The organism is Streptomyces sp. MRC013, from assembly GCF_023614235.1.
In the GTDB taxonomy this organism is placed as follows: Bacteria; Actinomycetota; Actinomycetes; order Streptomycetales; family Streptomycetaceae; genus Streptomyces.
This window is the reverse complement of record NZ_CP094264.1, coordinates 203,973-224,740: the sequence shown is the minus strand read 5'-3', so window position 1 is coordinate 224,740 and position 20,768 is coordinate 203,973. Positions and strand designations below refer to the sequence as shown.

Below are 20,768 nucleotides of genomic sequence, written 5' to 3'. Positions count from 1 at the left end.
CTGACGCGGGTGCCGGTCCGCCCCCGAAGCCCCTGCGGCACTCCGCCCGGCGCCGGGCTCCGAGCCGGCCCACCGGCTCCCGGTGAACGGCCGGCTCCCCCGCGCACCCGGTCCGCGCCGGCCGCCCGGTGCGGGGCGCGGACGGGTCAGGCCCCGTCTCCCCGCGCGGCCGGGGCGTCCGGTGGGAGCCCCGTCCACGGCGACCCGCGGGAACACGCTCGGCCCCGGGCTCCCGCAGGGCTCCCGTGCCCGGTCGCTCCCGGGGCGGGGATCCCGCCCCGCGCGCCCGCGCCACCTGCCCGGCCTTCAGCCGGAGGCGCGCAGTGAGGCGTCCAGGGCGCTCATGAGCCGTGCGACGCGGTTCTTTCCGGCGGTCGGCGCGGGAGGGTAGCGGGAGAGGACGGCGATCAGTTCCGGCGTGGCGCGCCGCCGGGCCCGTTCGATCATTTCCCTTCCGGCCTCGGGGTCGCCGTGCGCGTTCAGTTCGGCGACGCGCGCGGCACTCGCGGCGGCGCGCAGGATGTGACCCACCTGGGTGGCTCGCGCTATCGGGTGGAGGTAGGCGGCGGACGCGGCGTCGCCGGCGGACCGTGCGGCGAGCCGTGCCGCCTCGGTGCCCGCCTCCCCGGCGGCCCGGTGCGCGTCCAGCGAGGTGACGCGCTGCAACCTGGTCCTCCTCGCGCCGCCGACGAACTCCCAGGCGGCGTCGAGGGCCGCGCGGGGGCGGAGGTCACCGGGCACGGCCTCCTCGAAGACGGGGAGGACCTCCGAGGCGCTCTCCGCCGCGTAGCGCGCCACGACCCGCAGTTCGTCCATGGTCAGCTCGAAGTCACCGTGCACAGTCGTCATGGAGTCGATCCTCCCACCGCGGGCGGCCCGTCCCGGCGGCGTCCGCGGCCGCCGGGCCTCGGCGCCCCGCCCTTCGGCACGCCGCCCCGTCCCCGCCCCGCGGAACCCGGGCGTGTCCGGGCTGCGCGGGGGCCGCGGGGCGCCGGCGGCCGGGGCGGAGGCGGTGGAACCGCGGCGGCCGGGGACGTGGAGGCCGCGGTGTTCGCAACCCGTCGTACCGGCCGGGTCGGGGGCGGCGAATCCTCGCGTCGCCGGCGCCGACGGCCGACCGGGGCGTGGGGGGGCTCAGGACAGGGCGGTCGGCCGGCGGGGCGGGGGACGGCCCGCAGCAGTTCCCACAGGGGGCGCGAGCCGGACGCCCACACCCCGAGGGTGCGGCGGTCGACCACGTGGAGGCGCTGCTGCCGGGCGAAGGCGACGGCGGGCGCGGTGACCCGGCCGTCGGTCACGATCACCGCGACGTCGGCGCCGTGGACCTGACGGGCGGTGCCGTTGAGGACCTGCAGGTCCGGAGTGCCCACGGCGGAACCGGCCGGGCCCTCGCCGCGGTGCTTGCACTGGATCACCCAGCGCCTGCCGTAGGGGTCGGTGGCCTTCACGTCGGCGCCCAGGTCGCCGCCGCCCCCGACCCGGACCGCGTCCCGGCAGCCGTCACGGCGCATCAGGTCCCGCACCGCTTCTTCGAACCGGGCATGGTGCAGGCCGTCCAGCTGGACCAGCCCGTAACGCAGGCCCCGCGCACGCACCGCCTCCCAGCGCGCGCTGCCGGCTGCGGTAGAGCCAACCGCCGCCGGTCGCCGCCGCGAGCCCACCGGTGACGGCCAGGACCCACCAGTGGGCCGGCAGCCAGTTCACGAGGGCCACCACCACGGCGACGGCCGGGACCGCGGCCACCAGGAGGCCGACCAGCCGGTCGCCCGCGCTCCGGCGCCGCCTGCCGGCGGCGCCGACGGTCCGGTACGCCGGAAGGAGGTCCCACTCCGACGCGGACGTGTGTGCGCGCCGGGGCGGGGCACACGGGGAGCGGAGGCTGATAATCATGGTTCCTTTGCTCTTGGTCCTTCTCCTGATCCTGCTCCTGTTCGGCGCGGGCTTCGCGATCGAAGCGCTGTGGTGGGTCGCGGTCATCGTGCTGGTGGTGTGGCTGCTGGGCTTCGTCATGCGCTCGGCGGGAGCCGGTGGCACGCGGGGCCGCTGGTACCGCTGGTAGACACGGTCCGGCCACCCGGCGCCGCGGCCCCCTCCCGAACCCTTCGGGAGGGGGCCGCGGCGCCGGGTGGCCCTCTCCGGGCGCGCCGTCCGCACCCGCGGGGAGGCCGGTCGCCCGGCAGCCGGTACGGCGGAACACGCCCCGCGGGAACGGTCCGGAACACGCCGCACGGAGTGCTCCGGACCGTTCCCGCGCGTACGGACGGGGCCCGGCGCACGGCCGGGCCCCGGGCAGGGGGTTCGCTCAGGCCGGACCCGCGGCGGGCGGCCGCCCGCCGCCGGCCGGGGCGGGACGGGCCGCGCCCCGTACCGGCCGCCGCGCCCCGGGCCGGTGCCTCACAGCGGTTTCCGCAGGCTCGTGGCGCCCTCGCGCCAGGCGCCCAGCAGGCGTTCACCGAGGCGGTCCTCCAGGTGGACGGTGGCGGCGATCCCGAAGGCCACGTCCGGGGCGAGCTCCGGCTCGTCGGCCAGCAGCCCGCCGACGACCTCCCTGCGGACGATCTGCTCGTGCACCGCGTCGGCGGTCACGTGCTCGGCGTAGAAGTGCTCGGCCGCCGGGCCCGCGCCGGTACGGCGCATGGCCTGGGCGAGCCGGCGGGACCCGGGCGACGACGTCACCTCGACGGTGGCGAAGTGCCCCACCAGGGCGCCCCGGTGCACCCGGTGCAGCCCGAGGAGCGACATGAGGGTGACGTTCGCCAGCATCTCGGCGGGAGCGTGGTCGAGGTAGCGCCCGTAGCGGGTGTCGAGCCCCAGGTCGGTCATCAGGTCGGCGAAGAGCCGCGCGTGGACCCGTTCGGGCCGGCCCCCTCCGAACTCGTCGTACTCGACGGCCACGAACGCCGCCTTGGCCCTGCCGTGCAGCCGGGGGATGACCCACGCGTGCGGATCGGCCTCCTTGAGGTGGTAGAGGGACCGCTGGGCGGCGTACTCCCTCAGCTGCCACAGCTCTCCCTTGTCCCGGAGGAAGTGCGAGACGCCGTCGCCGTCGACGGGCTCGGTGAGCAGTTCGTCGAGCGCCTCGTGCACGTCGGGCCGGCCGCCGGTCCGGGCGCGCAGCTCGCCGAGGAAGCGCTCCTCCACCGTCCGGCGCAGCGCGAGCAGCCCGGGGTCCCACTCCCAGGCCGGGTCGACGCCGTGGAACCCCCGGTAGTGCAGCTCGTAGCAGAGGTAGAGGGTCAGCTGGAGGTCGTCGCCCAGGGGGTCGGCGGTGCGCGCGGCCCCGGGGACGGGCACCGGGCCGCCCGCCGGGCCGCGCAGGGCGGCCAGCACCCCCTCGGACACCTCCCCGCGCGCGGGCGGCAGCTCGCCTCCGCGGGCCTCGCCCGCCGGTGGGATCCGGTCCTCCATGGTCACCTCTTCGTACGTCGGCGGTGGCTCGTGTCGCACCAGGGGTAGGTGCGGCTGCGGCGGCAGGTGCACAGCGCCACGGCGAACCGGTCGGACCGCACGACGGTCCCGTCGTCCAGGGCGACCTCGACCGGCCCGTCGAGCAGCACCGGGCCCTCCCCGGTCACCGTGACGCGGCAGGGACCGGCGGCCGGGCGTTCCTCAGGGGCGGTGGGCACGGATGATCACCAGTTCTTCCTTCTCCTGGCCGGGAGCGATCAGGCCCCGGCGTTCCAGCCAGTCGGAACGCGAGCGCAGTACGGGGCCGAAGGGCACGGAGCTGCGCCGGACGACGGCGGCTCTCAGCCCCGCCCGCTCCAGGCGCTCGATGGTGGGGGCGACGCCGCTCAGCGCCGAGTGCACCAGCAGCAGGACGCCCGAGGGCCGCAGCAGGTCGGCCGCGCCGTCGCAGACCCGGTCGAGCACCGCCCGGCCGTCGTGGCCCGCGTCCCAGGCGATCGCGGCGCCCCGCCGGGGCGGCCGCTTCCGCGGGGAGGGGACGTACGGCGGGTTGCACACGATCAGGTCGAAGCGGCGGCCCGCCGCGGGCTGCAGCAGGTCGCCGTGGAGGACCCGGATCCGCTGCCGGGCGAGGGCCGCGTGCAGCCGGGCCGTGACCACGGCGCGCCACGAGCGGTCGACCGCGGTCACCCGGGCGCCGCGCCGCGCGGCCGCGAGGGCGAGGGCCCCGCTCCCGGTGCCCACGTCGAGCACCTCGGCCCCGGCCGGCAGCTCCTCGCGTTCGATGGCGTCCCTGAGCAGGAACGTGTCGGACTGCGGCGCGTACACCCCCGGGGCGAGCAGCAGCGCCCCGGCGCCCCGGCCGGTGTCCATCAGACTCGGCATACCGGCTCCCTGGAAAGGTCGTGCCGGCGGCCCGTTGCCGCCCGGCGTTCTCGCTCCCCGGGTGCCCGCCGGCGCCGCTTTCATCCGTTCCGGACGGGGCGCGGCCTCGGGGGCGGGCGGCCCGCGGGGGCGGAGGACGCGGACCGGCGCGCACCGCCCCACGCCCCGGGGCCGCGGCCCCGCGGCACGTCCGGGGCGTGTCCGGGGCGGGGAGGGGCAGAAGGGGGCCATGACGGTATCGAAGAGAAGCGTCCTGGTCCTCGACTGCTCCGAGCCCGAGGCGCTGGCGGAGTTCTACGCCGGCCTGCTCGGTGGCGACGTGCGGCGCGGCGCCGACCCCGACTTCGTGGAGGTCGTCGGCAACGACGGCGTGCAACTGGCGATCCGGCGGGACCACGGGTACGCCCCGCCCAGCTGGCCCCGCCCGGACGACTCGCAGCAGGCGCACCTCCACATCCTGCTCGCGGCGGCCGACATGGACGAGGCCGAGCGGGAGGCGGTCGCCCTGGGAGCGCGGCCGGTGGAGACGAAGCAGAACTCGGGCCCCCGTGACGTACGGGTGTACGCCGACCCGGCGGGCCACTCCTTCGCCCTGGTGGCGCGGGAGGGGCGCTCGGCCTCCTGAGGCCGGCGCGGCGCACCGGTGCCCGGAGCGTGGGCGCCCGGACGGCGGCGGGCAGGGCGCCCGGCGGTGTTCCGGCCGGCCCTTCCCGGCGGCGCGTGCGCACCCGGGTCCGCCCGCCCCGGGACACGCGGGCACCGCCCGCCCGCCGCGCGGCCGCCCGGGGAGCGTCCCTCCGCCCCGTCCGGGCGGCCCCCGGACGGGCCGCGGACGGGGGCCCGGCCGGGCCCCGGTCTCACGCGGGGAGCGGAGCCGCACGCGTACCGCGCCGAACGACTCCCCACCGGGCAGCTCCCGGTCGGCCGCGTCGGCGCAGCAGCTCCCGACCGGCCGGGTGTCCTTCCGGACCGGGCGGCCCCGGTCCGGAAGGGCACCCGCCGGGGAGAGGGGCCGGCCCGGTATGCGGGTACACGCAGGGCAGTCGTCCGCGCGGAGGGGCCGCCGCACCACGGTGGCGTCCGTCCCGCCGGAGCAGTGCGCGTCACGGAGGTTGCGTTGCGGTTCCACCACAGTCGTCCCGTCGACCCCGGCTACACCCGCGTCCGCCACGGGCGCGGCTTCCGCTACCTCGACACCCGGGGGCAGCCGCTGCGCGACCCCGCCGAGCTGGCCCGCGTCCGCGCGCTGGTCATCCCGCCCGCCTGGCGCGACGTGTGGATCTGCGCCCGTCCCAACGGCCACCTCCAGGCCGTCGGCACCGACGCGGCCGGCCGCCGCCAGTACCTCTACCACCCCCGGTTCCGCGCCGAGCAGGAGCAGGCCAAGCACGAGCACGTCCTCGACGTCGCCGAGGCGCTGCCCGCCGTGCGGGGGGCCGTCGAGGACCACATGGGTGACCGCGGCCTGACCCGGCAGCGGGTCCTGGCCACCGCCGTACGCCTGCTCGACCTCGGTTTCTTCCGCATCGGCAGCGACCGCTACACGGAGCTCAACAGCAGCTACGGCCTCACCACGCTGCTGCGCGAGCACTCCCGCTGCCAGGGCGGCGCCGTCCTCTTCACGTACACCGGCAAGCACGGCAAGGAGATCGTCCAGGCCGTCGCCGACCCCGCCGTCTGCCGCAACCTCACCGCGCTGCTCCGCCGGCGCGGCGGCGGGGACCGGCTCCTCGCCTACTGGGAGCGGCCCTCCTGGCACGACGTGACCGGCGCCGACGTCAACGCGTACCTGAAGGAGCTCGCCGGCCTGGAGATCACCGCCAAGGACTTCCGCACCTGGCACGCCACGGTCATGGCCGCCGTGGCGCTGGCCGTCTCGCAGCCCGTCGCGCGCAGCGAGAGCGCCCGGCGGCGCGCCATCGCCCGTGCGTGCCGCGAGGTCTCCGGGTACCTCGGCAACACCCCGGCGGTCTGCCGGGCCTCCTACATCAACCCGAGGGTGATCGAGCTGTACGAGGAGGGCGTCACGGTCGCCCCCGCCCTGCCGCGCCTCGGGGCCGAGGGCGCGTCCGGCGTCCCCGCCACGCAGGGGCCCGTCGAGCGGGCCGTGCTGCACATGCTCCGGACCGGGCGCCCGCCCCGGGCCGACTGACCGGGGGCGCGGGACGCGCGGCGGGCCCGGGCGCCAGTAGGCTGGGCGCGGGCCGGGCGGCCGACGCGCTCAGATGTGCTTCCATGGGGGAGGCCGGAGCGGACGGGACGAAGAGGAGTGGCATGGCGGTGGCGCCGGAGACGGCCGCGCTCCCCGGGCGGACGCCCGCGGCGGGACGCCACGCCGCCGTGGTCTTCTCGGACGACCGGCAGTGGGCGGAGCACCTCTGCGGCTTCGTCCGCAGCGGCCTGGACCACGGTGAGCAGGTGCGGTACTTCGCCGACACCACCGAGCCCGAGCGGGTCCTGCGCACGCTCACCGACGCGGGGATCGACGCCGCGGCCGCCGTGACCCGCGGGCAGCTGTGCGTGTCCATCGCCGTGCAGACCTACCTCGCCGGCGCCGCCTTCGACCCGGACGCGATGATCGGACTCTGGCACGACGCCGTCGAGGCGGCCTCCGCCCGGGGGCACCGGGGGCTGCGGGCGATCGGCGAGATGTCCTGGGGCGGGCGGGACGTGGCCGGCGCCGACCGGCTCCTGGAGTACGAGCTGCGGGTCCACCACGAGGTCTTCGAGCGGCGGCCGCTGACGGCCTGGTGCTTCTACGACCGCCGCCTGCTGCCCGACGCCTGCGTGGACCTCCTGGCGGGCGCGCACCCGGCCCACCGGGGCGAGCCCGTCGCCGAGCCGACGCTGCACGTGGCCCCGCTGGCCGACGGGCCCGGCTTCCTGATGTCCGGATCGGCCGGGTACGACACGAGGATCGCCGTGGCGGCCGTCGCGGCGGCCGTCAGGGGCGCCTCGGCGCAGCGGATGGAGCTGGACCTCACCGCCCTGCGCCACCTGGACGCCGCCTCGCTGGCCGTCCTGGCCGACGCCGCGGCGGAGCGGCCCGGTGGAGGGGCGCTGCGCGTCCGCCGGCCCCCGCCGTCGCTGCGCCGCCTGCTGGAGCTGTTCCCCGCGCTCGACTCCGCGGTGGAGGTCGTGACCCGATGACGACCTCCACACGCCGGGACGGCGAAGTCGGCCGGCAGGGCGCGTTCTTCCACCCGGCGCTGTTCTACGGGACGCCGGACGAGTACCTCGACGGCCTCGGGGCCTTCGTCCGGGACGCGCTGGACGACGGGCGGCCCGTGCTGGTCGCCGTGCCCGGACCACGGCTCCCGCTGCTGCGCGACGCCCTCGCCGACGACCGCGGGCGCGTCGCGTGGGTGGACATGACCGAGGCGGGACGCAACCCGGGGCGGATCCTGTCGATGCTGCAGGAGTTCGCCGACGGCGCGGACGCGTCCGCGCCGGTGTCGATCGTGGGGGAGCCGATCTGGGTCGGGCGCACGCCGGCGGAGACGTGGGAGGCGACCCGCCACGAGGCGCTCATCAACCTCGCCTTCGAGGGCCGTCCCGCCAGCATCCTGTGCCCCTACGACACCGCGCTGCCCGACGACGTGCTGGCGCAGGCGTACCGCACCCATCCGACCGTCGGCTCCCCGGGGGCCTACCGCGCCAGCTCCCGCTACACCGACCCGCACGACGTCTGCCGCGACTGCGACGTCCTCCTGCCCGAACCGGCCGGTGCCGTCGCCGTCGTCCCGTTCGGGGAGCGGGAGCTGGCACCCACGCGCGACGAGGCCGACCGCTGGGCGGCGGCCGCCGGTATGCCGCCGACGCGCCGCACGGACTGGCTCCTCGCCGTCAGCGAGGCGGTCAGCAACTCGGTGCGCCACGGCGGCGGTCGGGGCACCCTGCGCATGTGGAGGGCGGCCGGCGAACTCGTCGCGGAGATCAGCGACCGGGGCCGCCTGGACGACCCCCTCACGGGCCGCCGCCGCCCCGACCCCCGCGCGCCGACCGGCGGCCGGGGGGTCTGGATCATGCACCAGCTGTGCGACCTGGTGGAGATCCGCGCCACGGCGGGGGAACTCGTCCTGCGCCTGCACATGGGAGTGGACTGAGACGGTCGGGGAACCGGCGGCCGGGGCCGCCCGGGGAGGCCGGCGCCGGAGGCGCGCCCCGCTCCGGCGCGGTACGGCGGGGCGGTCCGCGGGCCGGACCGCCGGTCCGCCCGCCGGCGGACGGGTCCGCGGGTCCGGCTCCGGGCGCGGCCGGCCCGCCGCCGGAAACCGTGGTGCCCGGCGCCGCCGCCGCGGGCGTTCAGGCGCTGGAGGACCGGATGCGGGGCCGTCCGCCGCGTTCGGGACGCAGGGGGACCAGGGCTCTCAGCGAGGAGGAGGGCTCCAGCCCCAACTCCTCCCGCAGGACGCGGCGGCACTGCTCGTACTGGTGCACGGCCGCACCTCTGTTCCCGGCGGCCAGATGGGCCTTCACGAGTACGCGGTGGGCGCTTTCCTGAAGGGGTTCGGCCCGTACGGCGGCGAGTCCGGCGGCGACGGCTTCCCCGTATCGCTGCGCCGACGTCAGCCGCTCGGTCATCGCTTCCAGGGCGTAAAGCCGAAGTTGACGGTATTGCTCCTGCTCGATGAGCATCCAGTCGTTTTCCGGCCACTCGGGCAGGAGGTCCGCCGACAAATCCGTCAGCGTCTGCATGGTGAGGATGTCGTCGCAGGGATGCGAGTTGTCGAGCAGCCGGTGGGCGCGTGCGATCGCGTCGCGCAGGTCCACGGCGATGTTCCGGGAGAGGGCCAGTTCGCGGGCGGACACCTCGATGACGCGGTGGCCCACCTGCGCCGCCCGCCAGAGCGACGACCTCAGGTTCGCGTTGGCGCGCGCCGTCGTGACGTCGGGCCAGAGGGTCCCGGCCACGTAGGCGCGGGACCGCGGCATGTCCTGCAGGGCCAGGAACGCCAGGAGCCGCTGGACACTCGAACAGACCGGAATGTTCGTGCGACCGACCACGAGGGCGAAACCCTTCAACAGTCGCAAAGTAATAAGATGAGCTTGTCCGTTCATCGACCCCCCGTTACCGGTGCCGGTTTGGTGATCTTCGGTTCGGCTCGTTGAATTGTCGAAGCCATGCTACGGGCACGTCCGGCCGTAGGACCGACCATTAGCGGGTCGGGCGTCAAAAGGGAATCAACGGAACGTCGCGGAAACGTCACCCTCCCTGTTCCGGCGGCCCACCGGGCCGGATCCGCCCCCCCGGGGGCCCGGTGTCCCGACCGCCGCCGGGGGCCCGCCCCCCGCCGACGGTCCGGAGGACGCCGCGCGGGCCGCCCGGCCCACCGCCCCGGCCCCCTTCCGGGAAGAGGGGACGCCGGACCGCTCCGGAACCACGCGGAGGACGGGGGCGTCCCCGGTGCCCCCGCCCCCGCCCCGTCCGGGACGCCGCCGCACCCGGCGGGGGACGCACGGGTGACGCGCGCACGACGGACGGGTCGCGGACGGAACACAGGGGGGTCTGCACCCTTTCGGCACACGTGGTCGGCACGTGCCGGACCGAGGGGGGCTGCGCATGGGTGACTTCGGGGTGATCGCCGACGTCTCGTCGGTCGTCGTGAACGCCCTGACGCGGTCCCTGCGCGGACTGAGCCGGGTGGAGCCGCCGGTCGCGGAACTGAACGACCTCTCCGAGACGGTGCAGACGCCGCCCCCCAAACTCACGGTGTTCCTCTACGAGATCGCGGAGGACCCCGCCTCGCGCAACCGGCCCCCGGTGCGCTCCCTGCCCCCGGGCCGCCGACCGTCCGCAAGCCGCCGATGGCCCTGCTGCTGCGCTACCTGATCACCCCCTGGGGCGGAGACCAGGCGACCCAGCACCGGATGCTCGGGCGCGCCCTGCAGACCTTCTACGACGACGCGATCCTCGACGGCGCCCGCCTGACCGGCGGCCTGGCGGGCAGCACCGACTCGCTGCACGTCACCCTGACGCCGCTGGCCCTCGACCAGAAGTCCTGGGTCTGGTACGCGATCCAGAAGCCGTACCGGCTCTCGCTGAACTACGAGATCCGCGTCGTCGACCTGGACCCGGCCGCAGAGAGGCCGGTGCGGCCGGTGCGCAGCCGGACCATCGGGGGAGGGCGACGCCGTGAGCGCCTTCCTGCCCCTCACCCGGTCGACGCTCCGCAGCCCCGTCTGGCTGGTGCCGTTCGACGACTACGCGCGCCGGGTGCGCACCGCGGGCGTGGAGGTGCGCCTCGAACGGTTCGACGACGCGGGCGGCGGCTGGCTGCGGTCGGACGACCGGGCGGTGCGCACCCCCGGCGGCTCCATCGCCTTCCCCGGCCTCGGCAGGCGGGCGGTCCGGCCGGAGCTCCACCGGGTCCGCCTCGCGGCCGCCGGCTACCGGCCGCTGTACCCGGCCGACGGCCTGCCGTTCTCGGCCGCCCTCCTCGGCGTCGAGTTCCCGGTGCACCCGTACGACGACACCCGCCCGCCCCCCTCGGAGGTCCCCCCGCGGACGGTCCGGCTGCTGCCCGGCCCCGCCTTCCCCTACCCGCCGGGGGTGCGCACGGTCCACGGGGTCGTGGTGGACGCCGCCACCCGGGCGCCCGTCGCGAACGCGCTCGTCGAGGCCGCGGGGCGCACCGTCCCGGACCTGGCGCCGTGGCGCGAGCGCGCCCTCTGCGACACCCGGGGGCCTTCCGGCTCGCCCTGCGGTGGGAGGGGGAGAAGACCGCCGAGCACGCGGTCGAGGAGACGTTCCGACTGGAGGCCACCGAGCGGCCGGGCCGGACCGGGACGCTCTGCGTGCACCTTCCCCGGGAGGCGGAGCGCCGGCACGTCATCGAGATCCGCGAGGAGTGAGGAGACCGTCCATGGCCGAGTACCTGAGTCCCGGGGTCTACGTCGAGGAGGTCGACGCGGGGCCGCGGCCGATCGCGGGGGTGAGCACGAGCACCGCCGGGATGGTCGGGGTCACCGCCCGCGGCCCGTACACCGGCAAACCCCGCCTGGTCACGAGCTTCCTGGAGTTCCAGAACACCTTCGGCGGCTTCCTGCCCGAGCCCGAGGCGGCCGTGCGCGACGCGTGGGCGGACAACCCCTCCGAAGGCGGCCGCTGGTGGCTGTTCCCCCTGGCCGTCAAGGGGTTCTTCGACAACGGCGGACGGCGCCTGTACGTCAAGCGGGTCGTCGCCGCGGAAGCCCGGGCGGCCTCCGGCTCCCTGGGCCAGGGCCTGGTCAGCCGGATCACCGCCGACGCCGCGCGGGGCGCCGCCCGCCTGCAGCTGGGCCACCTGATCGGCTTCACCGGGGTCGGGCAGCAGCTCCAGGTCCTCCGGGGCGACGACCGGCGGGCGATCCACACCGCGACCGTCTCCGGCTACGACATGACCGCCCGCCGCGTCACCCTCGACCAGCCGCTGCCCGCCGAGGTCAGGGCCTCCCGGGGCGACCACGTCCGGATCGGGCCGCACGGCGCCGAGCAGACGCTGCGGTTCTCCGCGGTGAGCCCCGGCGCCTGGGGCGGGGGGATCCAGGTCCGGGTCCAGCCGATGGTCGGCGCGGCGCTGCCGGTGCTGCCCGAGCCGCAGGAGGGAGGGCTGTTCGTCACCCGCCTGGTCGCGGACGCGCCCGAGGACGGCGCGACGGTCGAGGTGGCCGCGGTCGCCGGGCTCGACCCCGACGACCTCCCCGCCGACGTGTGGGTGCAGATCGGCCCCGACCGGTTCACCGCCCGGGTCGGCCGGCCGGCCGACGGCAGGGTCGTCCTCACCCTCCCGGCCGGCACCGCCCACCCGGGCTGGGAGAGCGGCCTGACGGTGCGCCGGGTGCGCCGCGGCAACACCGAGACGGGACGGACCCTGCGGATCGGCGGGGCGAGCAGGCTGTACGAGGGCGCGGTCGTCCAGCTCGACGACGGCACCGCGCTGACGGCGATGGCCGTCGAGGCGGTCGCCGGGGAAACCGTCACCTTCGACCGCGACGTGCCGGGGACGCTCTTCGAGACCGACCGGATCCACCTCGTCGAGGCCGAGGTCAGCACCCGGTTCACCGAACCGGGCGGCGCCGCGGTCACCGAGACCTTCGGCAACCTGCGGCTCACCGGCGACTCCCCGGCGAGCCTGGTGGCCGCCCTGGAGGGCCGGTCCCGGCTGGTGCGGGCCACCGCGCTGCCCGGGCTGTCCACCGACCCCACCAGGTTCCCGGTGCCCGAGGCAGGCTCCTGGCTGACGCTGACCGGCGGCGACGACGCGCACGGGACCCTGAGCGCGGCCGACTTCGTCGGCGCCGACGGCGGCAGCGGGCGGCGCACCGGGATCGTCGCGCTGGAGGACATCGACGAGATCGCCGTGTGCGCGGTGCCCGGTGTGTGGTCCGGCACCGTCGAGTCGAGCCTGGTCGCCCACTGCGAGCTGCTCAAGGACCGGTTCGCGGTGCTCGACCCCCGAGACGGCCTCGACATCGAGGGGATCCAGGCGTTCCGCGAGCCCTTCGACACCAGGTACGCGGCGCTCTACTACCCGTGGCTGGTCACCCGCGACCCCTCCACCGGCCGCGACGTCGAGGTGCCGCCGTCGGGCCACATCACCGGGATCTACGCCCGGGTGGACGCGGAGCGGGGCGTGCACAAGGCGCCCGCCAACGTGGTCGTCCGGGGCGTCCGGCAGACCGACGGCTTCGCCCAGGACATCACCAGGCGCCACCAGGACCTGCTGAACCCCAGGGGGATCAACGCCCTCAGGTTCTTCCCCGGCCTGGGCCACCGGGTGTGGGGCGCGCGCACGCTCTCCTCGGACGGCTCGTGGAAGTACGTCAACGTCCGGCGGCTCTTCCTCTACCTGGAGGAGTCGATCGACGAGGGCACCCGGTGGGCGGTCTTCGAGCCCAACGACGAATCGCTGTGGGCCCTGGTCCGCCAGACGGTCGGCAACTTCCTCACCACGGTCTGGCGCGGCGGCGCGCTCGCCGGCACCACCGCCGACGAGGCGTTCTTCGTCGCCTGCGACCGCACCACGATGACCGAGGACGACCTGGCCAACGGCCGCCTCATCTGCGTCGTCGGCGTCGCACCGGTCTTCCCCGCCGAGTTCGTCGTCTTCCGGATCCAGCAGAAGACCCGCGAGACCCAGCTCGCCTGAGCACCCGACCGAGGAACGAGGAGGGGCCGCCGTGCCACCCGCGACCAGGGAAGACCCGTACGCTTCCTACAACTTCCAGATCATCGTGACCAACGTCAGCGACGACGGCCTCGCGGTGAGCGGCTCCTTCACCGAGGCCAGCGGCCTGGAGCTGGAGATCCCGCCGATCGAGTACCGCAACGGGAGCGAGGACCTCACCGTCCGCAAGATCCCGGGCCTCAGGAAGTACACCAACCTCACCTTCAAGCGCGGCATCACCGGCCACGTCGGCTTCTGGAACTGGGTGGCCGAGGCGCTCAACGGCAGGGTGCGGCGCACCTCCGGCTCGATCGTGCTCCTCGACGAGAACCGCCAGGAGGCCATGCGCTGGAACTTCGACCGGGGCTGGCCGACCAAGTACACCGGGCCGACCCTGAGCGCCGCCAAGAACGAGATCGCCATGGAGACGCTCGTCCTCGCGGTCGAGAAACTGGAGATCGACGTCTGACATGGCCGGTGAAGCGCTTCCCGGGGTCTGCCTGACGTCCGCGCCGCGCGGCGCCGGGGCGGAACCGCTGCGCACGGACGTGGCGGCGTTCCTCGGCCGGTTCCGCCGGGGGCCGGTCGGCGTCCCGGTGCGGGTGGAGGGCTGGAACGAGGCGGTGGGCGTCTTCGGGCCGCCCCAGGGCCCGCCGGGCGGGAGGGTCCCCCGGGACGGCGCCTTCGCCACCCCGTACGCCCTGCGCGGGTTCTTCGAGAACGGCGGCCGCACCGCCTGGGTGGTGCGGGTGTCCGGCCCGGCCGGAACCGCCCGGGCCCGGTGGGCGGCCGGAGCGCTGGACGGACTGCCCGCCGCGGCCTACCGGGTGACCGCCACCACCCCCGGCACCTGGGCCAACGGCGGGCGGGTCGCCATCCGCTACCAGGCCAGCACGGTCGCCGGACCGCCGACGGTGAGCGTGCGGATCGCCGTGCCCGGCGAGCCGCCCGAGGCCTTCCCCGGCCTGCCGCTCCCCGAAGCGGCGGACCGGCTGGCCGCGTCCCGCCTCGTCCGGCTGGTCCCCGACGGGCCCCCGCCGCCGCCCGGGCGGCCCGGACCGATCTCGGCGTCCTGGGAGCTGACGCTCACCGGGGGCACCGGCTCCGCACCCACCCGCGGCGCGTACGAGGACGCCGTGGCCGCCCAGGCCGAACTCCCGGAACCGGCCCTGGTGGCGATGCCCGACCTCGGCACGGACCTGGCCGGGGACGCCCACACGGACGTGGTGCTCGCACTCCTGCGGAGCGTCGCCCCCCTGCACGACCGGCTGGCCGTCCTGGACGTGCCGCCCCGGCTCTCCTCCGCGGACGAGGTGGTCGGCTGGGCGCGGTCGCTCGCGGAGGCGGACGACGGCCGGCTCCTCGGCTGCGCCGCCGCCTACCACCCGGCGCTGCGCACCCCCGACGGCAACGGCCTGCGCACGGTCCCCGCCTCCGGGCACGTCCTGGGCGTCATCGCCCGCCTCGACGGCGAGCGCGGAGCGCACCACACGCCCGCCAACGCCGTCGTCCTGGAAGCGGTCGACCTGGCGGCCGACCTCCCCGGACCGCAGCAGGAGCGGCTGTTCGACGCGGGGATCGACCTGGTGCGGTGCACCCGCGGACGCGGACTGGTCGTGTGGGGCGGGCGCACCCTCTCCGCCGACCCCCGCGCCCGCCACGTCGCGCACCGCCGCCTGGTGCACCTCCTGGTGCGCGCCGTGCGGAGGGCGGCGGGCCCCCTGGTGTTCGACGTCAACTCTCCCGAGCTGCGGCTGACCCTGGTCAGGGCGGTCACCTCGGTGCTGCTCTCCGCGTTCCGGACCGGGGCGCTCGCCGGGGCGCGGCCCGAGCAGGCGTTCCGGGTGGTGTGCGACGACACCAACAACCCGCCCGAGCAGGACCCGGGGCGGCTCGTCTGCGAGATCGAGGTCGCCCCGGCCGTACCCATGGAGTTCATCCGGCTGCGTCTCGTACTCGGCCAGGACCGAGGACTGGAGGTGATCGAGGCATGAACCAGGACCCGCTGCCGAAGTACCGCTTCCTGGTCACCCTCGACCCCGGCGACGCCTACCTGCCCCCCGCGCAGGCACTGCTGCTGCCGCTGGCCGCGTCCGGCGCGTTCCAGGAGGTCACCGGCCTGGGCGCGCAACTGGAGGTGACGGCCTACCCGGAGGGCGGCCGCAACGACTCGGTGCACCAGCTGCCGCTGCGCCACTCGTGGAACCGGATCGTCCTCAAGCGCGGCGTGGTGCGCGACCCGGGCCTGTGGGCCTGGTACCACGCCGGGCTCGCCGACTCGCTGGGCGCCCGCCGGGACGGCGCGGTGATCGTGCTCGGCCCGGACGGGGCACCCGGCGCGGCCTGGGCGTTCCACGGCGGGCTCGCCGCCAAGTGGACCGGCCCGGACCTGCACGCCGAGCAGAACGCGATCGCCGTCGAGTCGCTGGAGATCGCCCACGAGGGACTGACCAGGGTCCTTCAGGACACCGCGGCGAGCCCCTCGCCGCGGCCGAACCGAGGGAGGTGACCGACGTGCCGAAGGTGACCATTCACCATCTCGAGGTGCGGTTCCAGGTGGACGGCGACGACGGTGCCGTGTTCACCCGCCTGTTCAACCGGCACATCCAGGCCTGGGCGAAGCTGTACGAGGACGCGTGCGCCCGGGCCAGGCACACCCGGGCCGAACGCCGCTTCGGCGACGGGGAGGACCAGCCGTGAGCGTGACCCCCGTGTCCTTCGCCCGCCAGAACGCGGCCCGGGCCCACCTGGAGATCGTCCGGCCGGTGATCGCCGACGAGCGGCGCCGGCGGATCCCGCTGCGGTTCAACCCGACCGACTACAAGCTGAGCAAGAGCAACACCTTCGCCGAGATCGCCATCCCGGGCCTGGAGACCCCGCCCCTGCAGTACGTGCGCGGCGGTACGGAGACCCTCACCGTCCAGGCGCTCGTCGACACCTCCGACACCCTGGAGAACGTGCGCAGGGCCTACGTCGGCGCCCTGCGCGACCTGCTGCGGCCCGACGGCCGCGAACACGCGCCGCCCGTCGTGCGGTTCGTGTGGGACGAGGAGGTCTTCACCGGCGTCGTGGAGAAGCTGGACGTCCACTACCAGCTGTTCCGGCCCGACGGCGTACCGCTGCGGGCCGTGCTGGACCTGACGCTCAAGGAGTTCCGCCCCGCCGCCCTGCAGGTCGCCGAGGCCCCGCGCTCCTCGCCCACGGTGGAGAAGAGCTACGTGGTGCGGCGCGGCGACACGCTCAGCACCATCTCCAGCGCCCTGTACCGGCGGCCCGACGCCTGGCGGGAACTGGCCCGCGCCAACGGCATCACCGACCCGCGGGACCTGCGGCCGGGCCGGGTGCTGACCGTGCCCCGGCTGCCGTGAGGAGCGCGCGATGAGCAGCCCCGCCCCCCAGGCGGCCCCACCCGACCGGTACGCCCCCGAGTTCGACGTGCGCATCGAGGGACTGGAGATGGACCCCTCCACCAAGAACGACGTCATCGACATCAAAGTGAACCGGGACATCGACGAGATGTCGGGCTTCGACCTCACCCTCAACAACTGGGACGACGCCCACCTGCGGTTCAAGCACAGCGACTCGCCGAGCTTCCGGCTCGGCGGCCGGGTCTCGGTGCGGCTCGGCTACGCCGACAGGCTCCTCACCGTCGCCACCGGGACCATCTCCACGCTCAGCCCGAGGTTCACCGAGAGCGCGTCCCCCACCGTCCAGGTCAGCGGGGTGGACGGGCTGCTGCGGCTCAAGGACCGCAAACCGACCGGGAACGAGACCAAGATCTACCGGAACATGCCCGACTGGCGGATCGCCGAGGAGATCGCCCGGCGCAACCACCTGCGGGTCGAGGTCACCCGGGAGGGGCCGACGCACGAGCGGGTGGTGCAGAAGAATCAGGACGATGCCACCTTCCTGCTGGAGCGGGCCAAGCGGCTGGACTTCGACTGCCACATCCTGCCGGACCCCGAGACCGGCGAGGACACCCTCCACTTCACCAGGCCGACCGACGGCCGGGACGGCCGCCCCATCCGGGTCTACCGGCTGGCCTACGCGCCGGGGCTGTCCACCGGCCCCGCCGCCCAGCCCGGGGGACTGGTCCCCAACCTGCTGGAGTTCACCCCCACGTTGACGGTGTCCCAGCAGGTCAGCAAGGTCACGGTGCGCGGCTGGGACCCCCGGTCCAAGCAGCCCATCGCGTTCACCGCCACCGCGGAGAACCTGCCGGCCGGACAGGACGCCGCCGACGGGCAGAGCGGGCCGCAGGTCGCCGAGTCGGCGCTCCAGGGCCGTCAGGAAGTGCTGGTCGACGCGCCGGTCGGCAGCGACCAGGAGGCCCGCGAACTGGCGATCAGCCTGCTGCGGGAGCGCGCCTACGAGTTCATCACCGCCACCGGCAAGGTGGCCGGCCTACCCGAACTGCGACCCGGCGACAACCTGGAGATCCACGGCCCTCGGGCGCCGCTTCTCCGGCATGTACTTCGTCAAACGCGTCGAGCACACCCTCAACACCGGCGGCTTCTTCACCCAGTTCACCGGACGGCGGATCCACCAGGGGGACCAGTGACCACCAGGACCACACCGCGGGCCCGCAGCACCGACAAGCGGTACTACGGCGTCGTCGAGGCGCTCGTCGTGGAGAACGAGGGCGACGACGAGGGCCGGGTCAAGCTGAGCTTCCCGTGGTTCGACGACGTCACGGTCACCGACTGGGTCCGCGTCAGCCAGCCGTACGCCGGACGCGGTTACGGCGCCGTGTTCGTGCCCGAGAAGGGCGACGAGGTCCTCGTCGCCTTCGTCCACGGGGACATGCGGTTCCCCATCGTGCTCGGCGGCCTCTACAACGGCGAGGACAAACCGCCGGCCTCCCGCACCGGGGGCCGCGACCGGAAGACGATCCGGACCAGGCACGGGCACGAGGTGCTCCTCGACGACACGCGGTCCGACGCCGCCGTCCGGATCACCTCGGCCGCCGGGCACGTGGTGGAACTGGACGACGGGGGGAAGGCGGTCCGGATCACCGCCGCCGAGGGCGGCAGCGTGACCGTCACCGCGCAGGGGGAGATCACGCTCAAGGCGCCGAGGGTGACGCTCGACTCCCCCGCCGTCGACCTCGGCGGCGGCGCCACCGAGCCCCTCGTGCTCGGCAACGCGCTGCTCCGGGCGTTCAACGCGCACACCCACCCCTCCGCCGCCGGGCCCACCGGCCCGCCGGCCCCGCCGCTCACCCCCGCCGTACTGGCCAGGAAGGCGAGGACGGCGTGAGCGAGGAGTTCCTCGGGACCGGCTGGCGGTTCCCGATCCTGCCCGACGCGTCCGGGCGGCTGGGGTACGCCGTCGGCGAGGAGAGCGTCGAACACTGCCTGAGGGCGCTGCTGCTCACCGGCACGGGCGAACGGGTCATGCGGCCCGACCTCGGCACGCGGGCGCACGAGTCGGTCTTCGAACCCGGCGGCGTGCGCAACCTGCGCGACCTGGAGGACTCGATCGCCGCCGCCGTCCGGGCCCACGAGCCCAGGGTGGAGCTCGACGAGGTCCGCGCGGAGGCCGACCCGGCCGACCCCTCGCGGGTCACCGTCTCGGTCGTCTACCGCGTCCGCCGCAGCAACACCAAGGCGAACCTCGTGTTCCCCTTCTACACCGCGCTCACCGGACCCGCCGGCCCCGCGGGGAGGACCCCATGACCCTGCCCGTACCCAAGCTCGACGACCTCACCTGGGCCGACATGACGGCGGCCGTCCGCCGCCGCGTCCCCGCCGAGTCCGACGGCCTGTGGACACTGCACGCACCCGTCGACCCCGGCGTCACCCTCCTCGAACTCTTCGCCTACCTCCTGGAACAGCGGCTGTACTGGCTCGACCAGGTGCCGGACGCGCTCGTGACCGCCGTCCTGCGGCTGCTCGGCCTCGACCCCCGCGCCCCGCCCGGCCCGCCGCCACCGTGCTGAGCGTCACCGCCCGGCGGGAGGGGACCGCCGTCCCGGTCGTCCCCGCCGGCACGGCGCTCACCCGCGACCCGGCGGGGCGGGTCGTCTTCACCCTCGACGACGACGTGGCCGTCTTCCCGCTCGCCGAGGACGCACCCCCCGCCGTGTGGACCGACCGCGACCGCACGGCGGACCTGCGGGCCGGCCGGGGCGTCCCGCTCCTGGCCGCCGGCGGGGGGCCCGCCCGCGCCCGGTTCACCCTGCCGCTCACCGGGGCGCACCCCGCGCCCGGCCCGCTCGGCCTGCTGTTCGAACTGGACGCGCCCGCCGCGTCCGTCCCGTCCTGGCTGCCCGGGGCGGTCGCCGACGTACCGCCGCCCGCCGAGCTGACCTGGTCCTGGTTCCGGCCGGGCACCGGCCTGGGCGGCCCGTTCGAGAAGGTCGAGGACGGCACGGCGGGGCTCAGGCGGTCCGGGGTCGTACGGCTCCACCCGCCCCCCGGCTGGACCACCCGGGACAGCGGCGTCCTCGTCTCCACCCCGGCCGCGACCCACGCAGCCCCGCCGCGCCTGCTCCGGCTCGCCGTCAACGTGTCCGCCGCGCACCACCGCGAGCGGCGCACCGCGGACGGCGGCGAACTTCGGGAGCAGACCGACGCCTGGCTCAGGCTGCCCGGCCAGCGCCTGGTGCTGCCGGACGCCGCCGAGCGGCTCCTCGACGCGCGCCTGCGGCTCGCGGGGGAGGAGTGGCGGCCGGTGCCGGACCTCGCCCTCTGCGGGCCGGCCGACCGCGTCTTCGTCCTCGACCGGACCGGGGGAGCGGTGGTGTTCGGCGACGGACTGACCGGTCGCGTGCCCCGCCCCGACCGCGACGTGAGCGTCGGGTACACCGTCGGCGGCGGCCGCGGCGGCAACGGCGGCACGACCGCGAACTGGGTTCCGGCCGGGGCGGTCCCGGCGGCCGTCACGGCGGCCAACCCCGTGCGGGCCGAGGGCGGCGCCGACCCGGAGACCGTCCCCGAGGCGCGGCGGCGCGCCGCCGCCGCCCTGGGCGAGGTGACCCGCGCGGTCACCGCCGAGGACTACGTCACCCTCGCCCGTACGACGCCGGGCGTCGCCGTCGCCCGCGCCCACGCCGCCCTGGGCGAGCACCCCGGCTTCCCGTGCTCCACGGTGCCCGGCGCGGTCACCGTGCACCTCGTACCGGCCGTGCCGCGCCCCGACCCGGCCCGCGAGGACTTCGTCGCCGCACCGCTCCCCGACCCGGGCATGCTGTGCGCGGTCGCCGCCCGGCTCGAGCAGGCCCGGCTGCTCACCTCCGAGGTCTTCGTCCGCGCCCCCCGCTACCGCGACGTGGCGGTGCGCGCCGACCTGGCGGGCCGCCCCGCCGACCGCACCCGGGTCTCC

Annotated in this window: 22 protein-coding genes and 2 pseudogenes; 18 read left to right on the top strand and 6 right to left on the bottom strand. The window is 75.9% G+C overall.

From position 1 onward, the window contains the following. Nucleotides 1-306: 306 nt before the first annotated feature. Nucleotides 307-849 (bottom strand): putative immunity protein, encoded by a 543-nt coding sequence (locus LUW75_RS01010; protein WP_250333922.1) that lies wholly within the window; start codon nt 847-849, stop codon nt 307-309. Beyond that, the gene (locus LUW75_RS24455; RefSeq protein ID WP_349816383.1) at nt 846-1,595 is read right to left on the bottom strand and encodes a restriction endonuclease; all 750 of its coding nucleotides are present in this window, start codon (nt 1,593-1,595) and stop codon (nt 846-848) included. The genes LUW75_RS01010 and LUW75_RS24455 overlap by 4 nt, the downstream gene beginning before the upstream one ends. A gap of 293 nt (nt 1,596-1,888) precedes the next feature. Between LUW75_RS24455 and LUW75_RS01000 the strand changes: the two genes are divergently transcribed. Next, nucleotides 1,889-2,059: a hydrophobic protein gene (locus LUW75_RS01000; RefSeq protein WP_250333921.1), complete on the top strand. Its 171-nt coding sequence runs from the start codon at nt 1,889-1,891 to the stop codon at nt 2,057-2,059. A 335-nt stretch (nt 2,060-2,394) separates the two neighbouring features. On the opposite strand, the gene LUW75_RS00995 is transcribed toward LUW75_RS01000, so the two are convergent. Genes LUW75_RS00995 through LUW75_RS00985 form a run of 3 tightly spaced genes read right to left on the bottom strand, consistent with a single transcriptional unit; the run spans nt 2,395 to nt 4,293 of the window. Continuing rightward, nucleotides 2,395-3,408: an iron-containing redox enzyme family protein gene (locus LUW75_RS00995; RefSeq protein ID WP_250333920.1), complete on the bottom strand. Its 1,014-nt coding sequence runs from the start codon at nt 3,406-3,408 to the stop codon at nt 2,395-2,397. Between the two features lie 2 nt (nt 3,409-3,410). After that, entirely contained in the window at nt 3,411-3,626 is a 216-nt protein-coding gene (locus LUW75_RS00990; protein WP_250333919.1) for a CDGSH iron-sulfur domain-containing protein, read from the bottom strand. After that, on the bottom strand, nt 3,610-4,293 hold the full coding sequence (locus LUW75_RS00985; RefSeq protein ID WP_250333918.1) for a HemK2/MTQ2 family protein methyltransferase: 684 nt from the start codon (nt 4,291-4,293) through the stop codon (nt 3,610-3,612). The genes LUW75_RS00990 and LUW75_RS00985 overlap by 17 nt, the downstream gene beginning before the upstream one ends. Before the next feature lie 229 nt (nt 4,294-4,522). Here LUW75_RS00985 and LUW75_RS00980 point away from each other — a divergent pair, with 229 nt between their 5' ends. From LUW75_RS00980 to LUW75_RS00965, 4 genes are all read left to right on the top strand, one after another. After that, complete coding sequence (locus LUW75_RS00980; RefSeq protein WP_250333917.1) at nt 4,523-4,918, top strand: VOC family protein; 396 nt, start codon at nt 4,523-4,525, stop codon at nt 4,916-4,918. 492 nt (nt 4,919-5,410) lie between these two features. Further along, nucleotides 5,411-6,445, top strand: coding sequence for a DNA topoisomerase IB (locus LUW75_RS00975; RefSeq protein ID WP_250333916.1), 1,035 nt, complete (start codon nt 5,411-5,413; stop codon nt 6,443-6,445). A gap of 122 nt (nt 6,446-6,567) precedes the next feature. Then, nucleotides 6,568-7,443 carry an MEDS domain-containing protein gene (locus LUW75_RS00970; protein WP_250333915.1) on the top strand — a complete coding sequence of 292 codons (876 nt, stop codon included), beginning with the start codon at nt 6,568-6,570 and terminating at the stop codon, nt 7,441-7,443. Continuing rightward, nucleotides 7,440-8,399, top strand: coding sequence for a sensor histidine kinase (locus LUW75_RS00965; RefSeq protein WP_250333914.1), 960 nt, complete (start codon nt 7,440-7,442; stop codon nt 8,397-8,399). Before LUW75_RS00970 ends, LUW75_RS00965 begins: the two co-directional genes overlap by 4 nt. Nucleotides 8,400-8,598: 199 nt before the next feature. Here the strand turns inward: LUW75_RS00965 and LUW75_RS00960 are convergent, their stop codons facing one another. After that, the gene (locus tag LUW75_RS00960; RefSeq protein ID WP_250333913.1) at nt 8,599-9,318 is read right to left on the bottom strand and encodes an AfsR/SARP family transcriptional regulator; all 720 of its coding nucleotides are present in this window, start codon (nt 9,316-9,318) and stop codon (nt 8,599-8,601) included. A 538-nt stretch (nt 9,319-9,856) separates the two neighbouring features. Between LUW75_RS00960 and LUW75_RS00955 the strand changes: the two genes are divergently transcribed. From LUW75_RS00955 to LUW75_RS24450, 13 genes and pseudogenes are all read left to right on the top strand, one after another. Continuing rightward, on the top strand, nt 9,857-10,126 hold the full coding sequence (locus LUW75_RS00955; RefSeq protein ID WP_250333912.1) for a DUF4255 domain-containing protein: 270 nt from the start codon (nt 9,857-9,859) through the stop codon (nt 10,124-10,126). After that, nucleotides 10,102-10,338 (top strand): annotated as a pseudogene (locus LUW75_RS00950) (Pvc16 family protein); the annotation flags it as partial. The gene LUW75_RS00955 and the pseudogene LUW75_RS00950, both read left to right, overlap by 25 nt. A 609-nt stretch (nt 10,339-10,947) precedes the next feature. Next, nucleotides 10,948-11,148 (top strand): hypothetical protein, encoded by a 201-nt coding sequence (locus LUW75_RS00945; RefSeq protein WP_250337787.1) that lies wholly within the window; start codon nt 10,948-10,950, stop codon nt 11,146-11,148. 11 nt (nt 11,149-11,159) lie between these two features. After that, nucleotides 11,160-13,424: a phage tail sheath family protein gene (locus tag LUW75_RS00940; protein ID WP_250333911.1), complete on the top strand. Its 2,265-nt coding sequence runs from the start codon at nt 11,160-11,162 to the stop codon at nt 13,422-13,424. A gap of 31 nt (nt 13,425-13,455) precedes the next feature. Then, nucleotides 13,456-13,911, top strand: coding sequence for a phage tail protein (locus LUW75_RS00935; RefSeq protein WP_250333910.1), 456 nt, complete (start codon nt 13,456-13,458; stop codon nt 13,909-13,911). A 1-nt stretch (nt 13,912) separates the two neighbouring features. Continuing rightward, nucleotides 13,913-15,436 carry a phage tail sheath family protein gene (locus LUW75_RS00930; RefSeq protein ID WP_250333909.1) on the top strand — a complete coding sequence of 508 codons (1,524 nt, stop codon included), beginning with the start codon at nt 13,913-13,915 and terminating at the stop codon, nt 15,434-15,436. Next, the gene (locus tag LUW75_RS00925; protein WP_250333908.1) at nt 15,433-15,951 is read left to right on the top strand and encodes a phage tail protein; all 519 of its coding nucleotides are present in this window, start codon (nt 15,433-15,435) and stop codon (nt 15,949-15,951) included. The genes LUW75_RS00930 and LUW75_RS00925 overlap by 4 nt, the downstream gene beginning before the upstream one ends. Then, nucleotides 15,948-16,142, top strand: coding sequence for a putative phage tail protein (locus tag LUW75_RS00920; protein ID WP_349816382.1), 195 nt, complete (start codon nt 15,948-15,950; stop codon nt 16,140-16,142). The genes LUW75_RS00925 and LUW75_RS00920 overlap by 4 nt, the downstream gene beginning before the upstream one ends. Beyond that, on the top strand, nt 16,139-16,810 hold the full coding sequence (locus LUW75_RS00915) for a CIS tube protein (protein ID WP_250333906.1): 672 nt from the start codon (nt 16,139-16,141) through the stop codon (nt 16,808-16,810). The genes LUW75_RS00920 and LUW75_RS00915 overlap by 4 nt, the downstream gene beginning before the upstream one ends. A gap of 10 nt (nt 16,811-16,820) precedes the next feature. Continuing rightward, the gene (locus tag LUW75_RS00910; protein ID WP_250333905.1) at nt 16,821-18,701 is read left to right on the top strand and encodes a phage baseplate assembly protein V; all 1,881 of its coding nucleotides are present in this window, start codon (nt 16,821-16,823) and stop codon (nt 18,699-18,701) included. Next, a complete protein-coding gene (locus tag LUW75_RS00905) occupies nt 18,698-19,120 on the top strand; it encodes a GPW/gp25 family protein (RefSeq protein ID WP_250333904.1) in 423 nt (140 codons plus the stop codon). The genes LUW75_RS00910 and LUW75_RS00905 overlap by 4 nt, the downstream gene beginning before the upstream one ends. Next, nucleotides 19,117-19,383 (top strand): hypothetical protein, encoded by a 267-nt coding sequence (locus LUW75_RS00900; protein ID WP_250333903.1) that lies wholly within the window; start codon nt 19,117-19,119, stop codon nt 19,381-19,383. The genes LUW75_RS00905 and LUW75_RS00900 overlap by 4 nt, the downstream gene beginning before the upstream one ends. Next, a pseudogene (locus tag LUW75_RS24450) lies at nt 19,377-20,708 on the top strand (baseplate J/gp47 family protein); the annotation flags it as partial. The gene LUW75_RS00900 and the pseudogene LUW75_RS24450, both read left to right, overlap by 7 nt. Nucleotides 20,709-20,768: the final 60 nt, after the last annotated feature.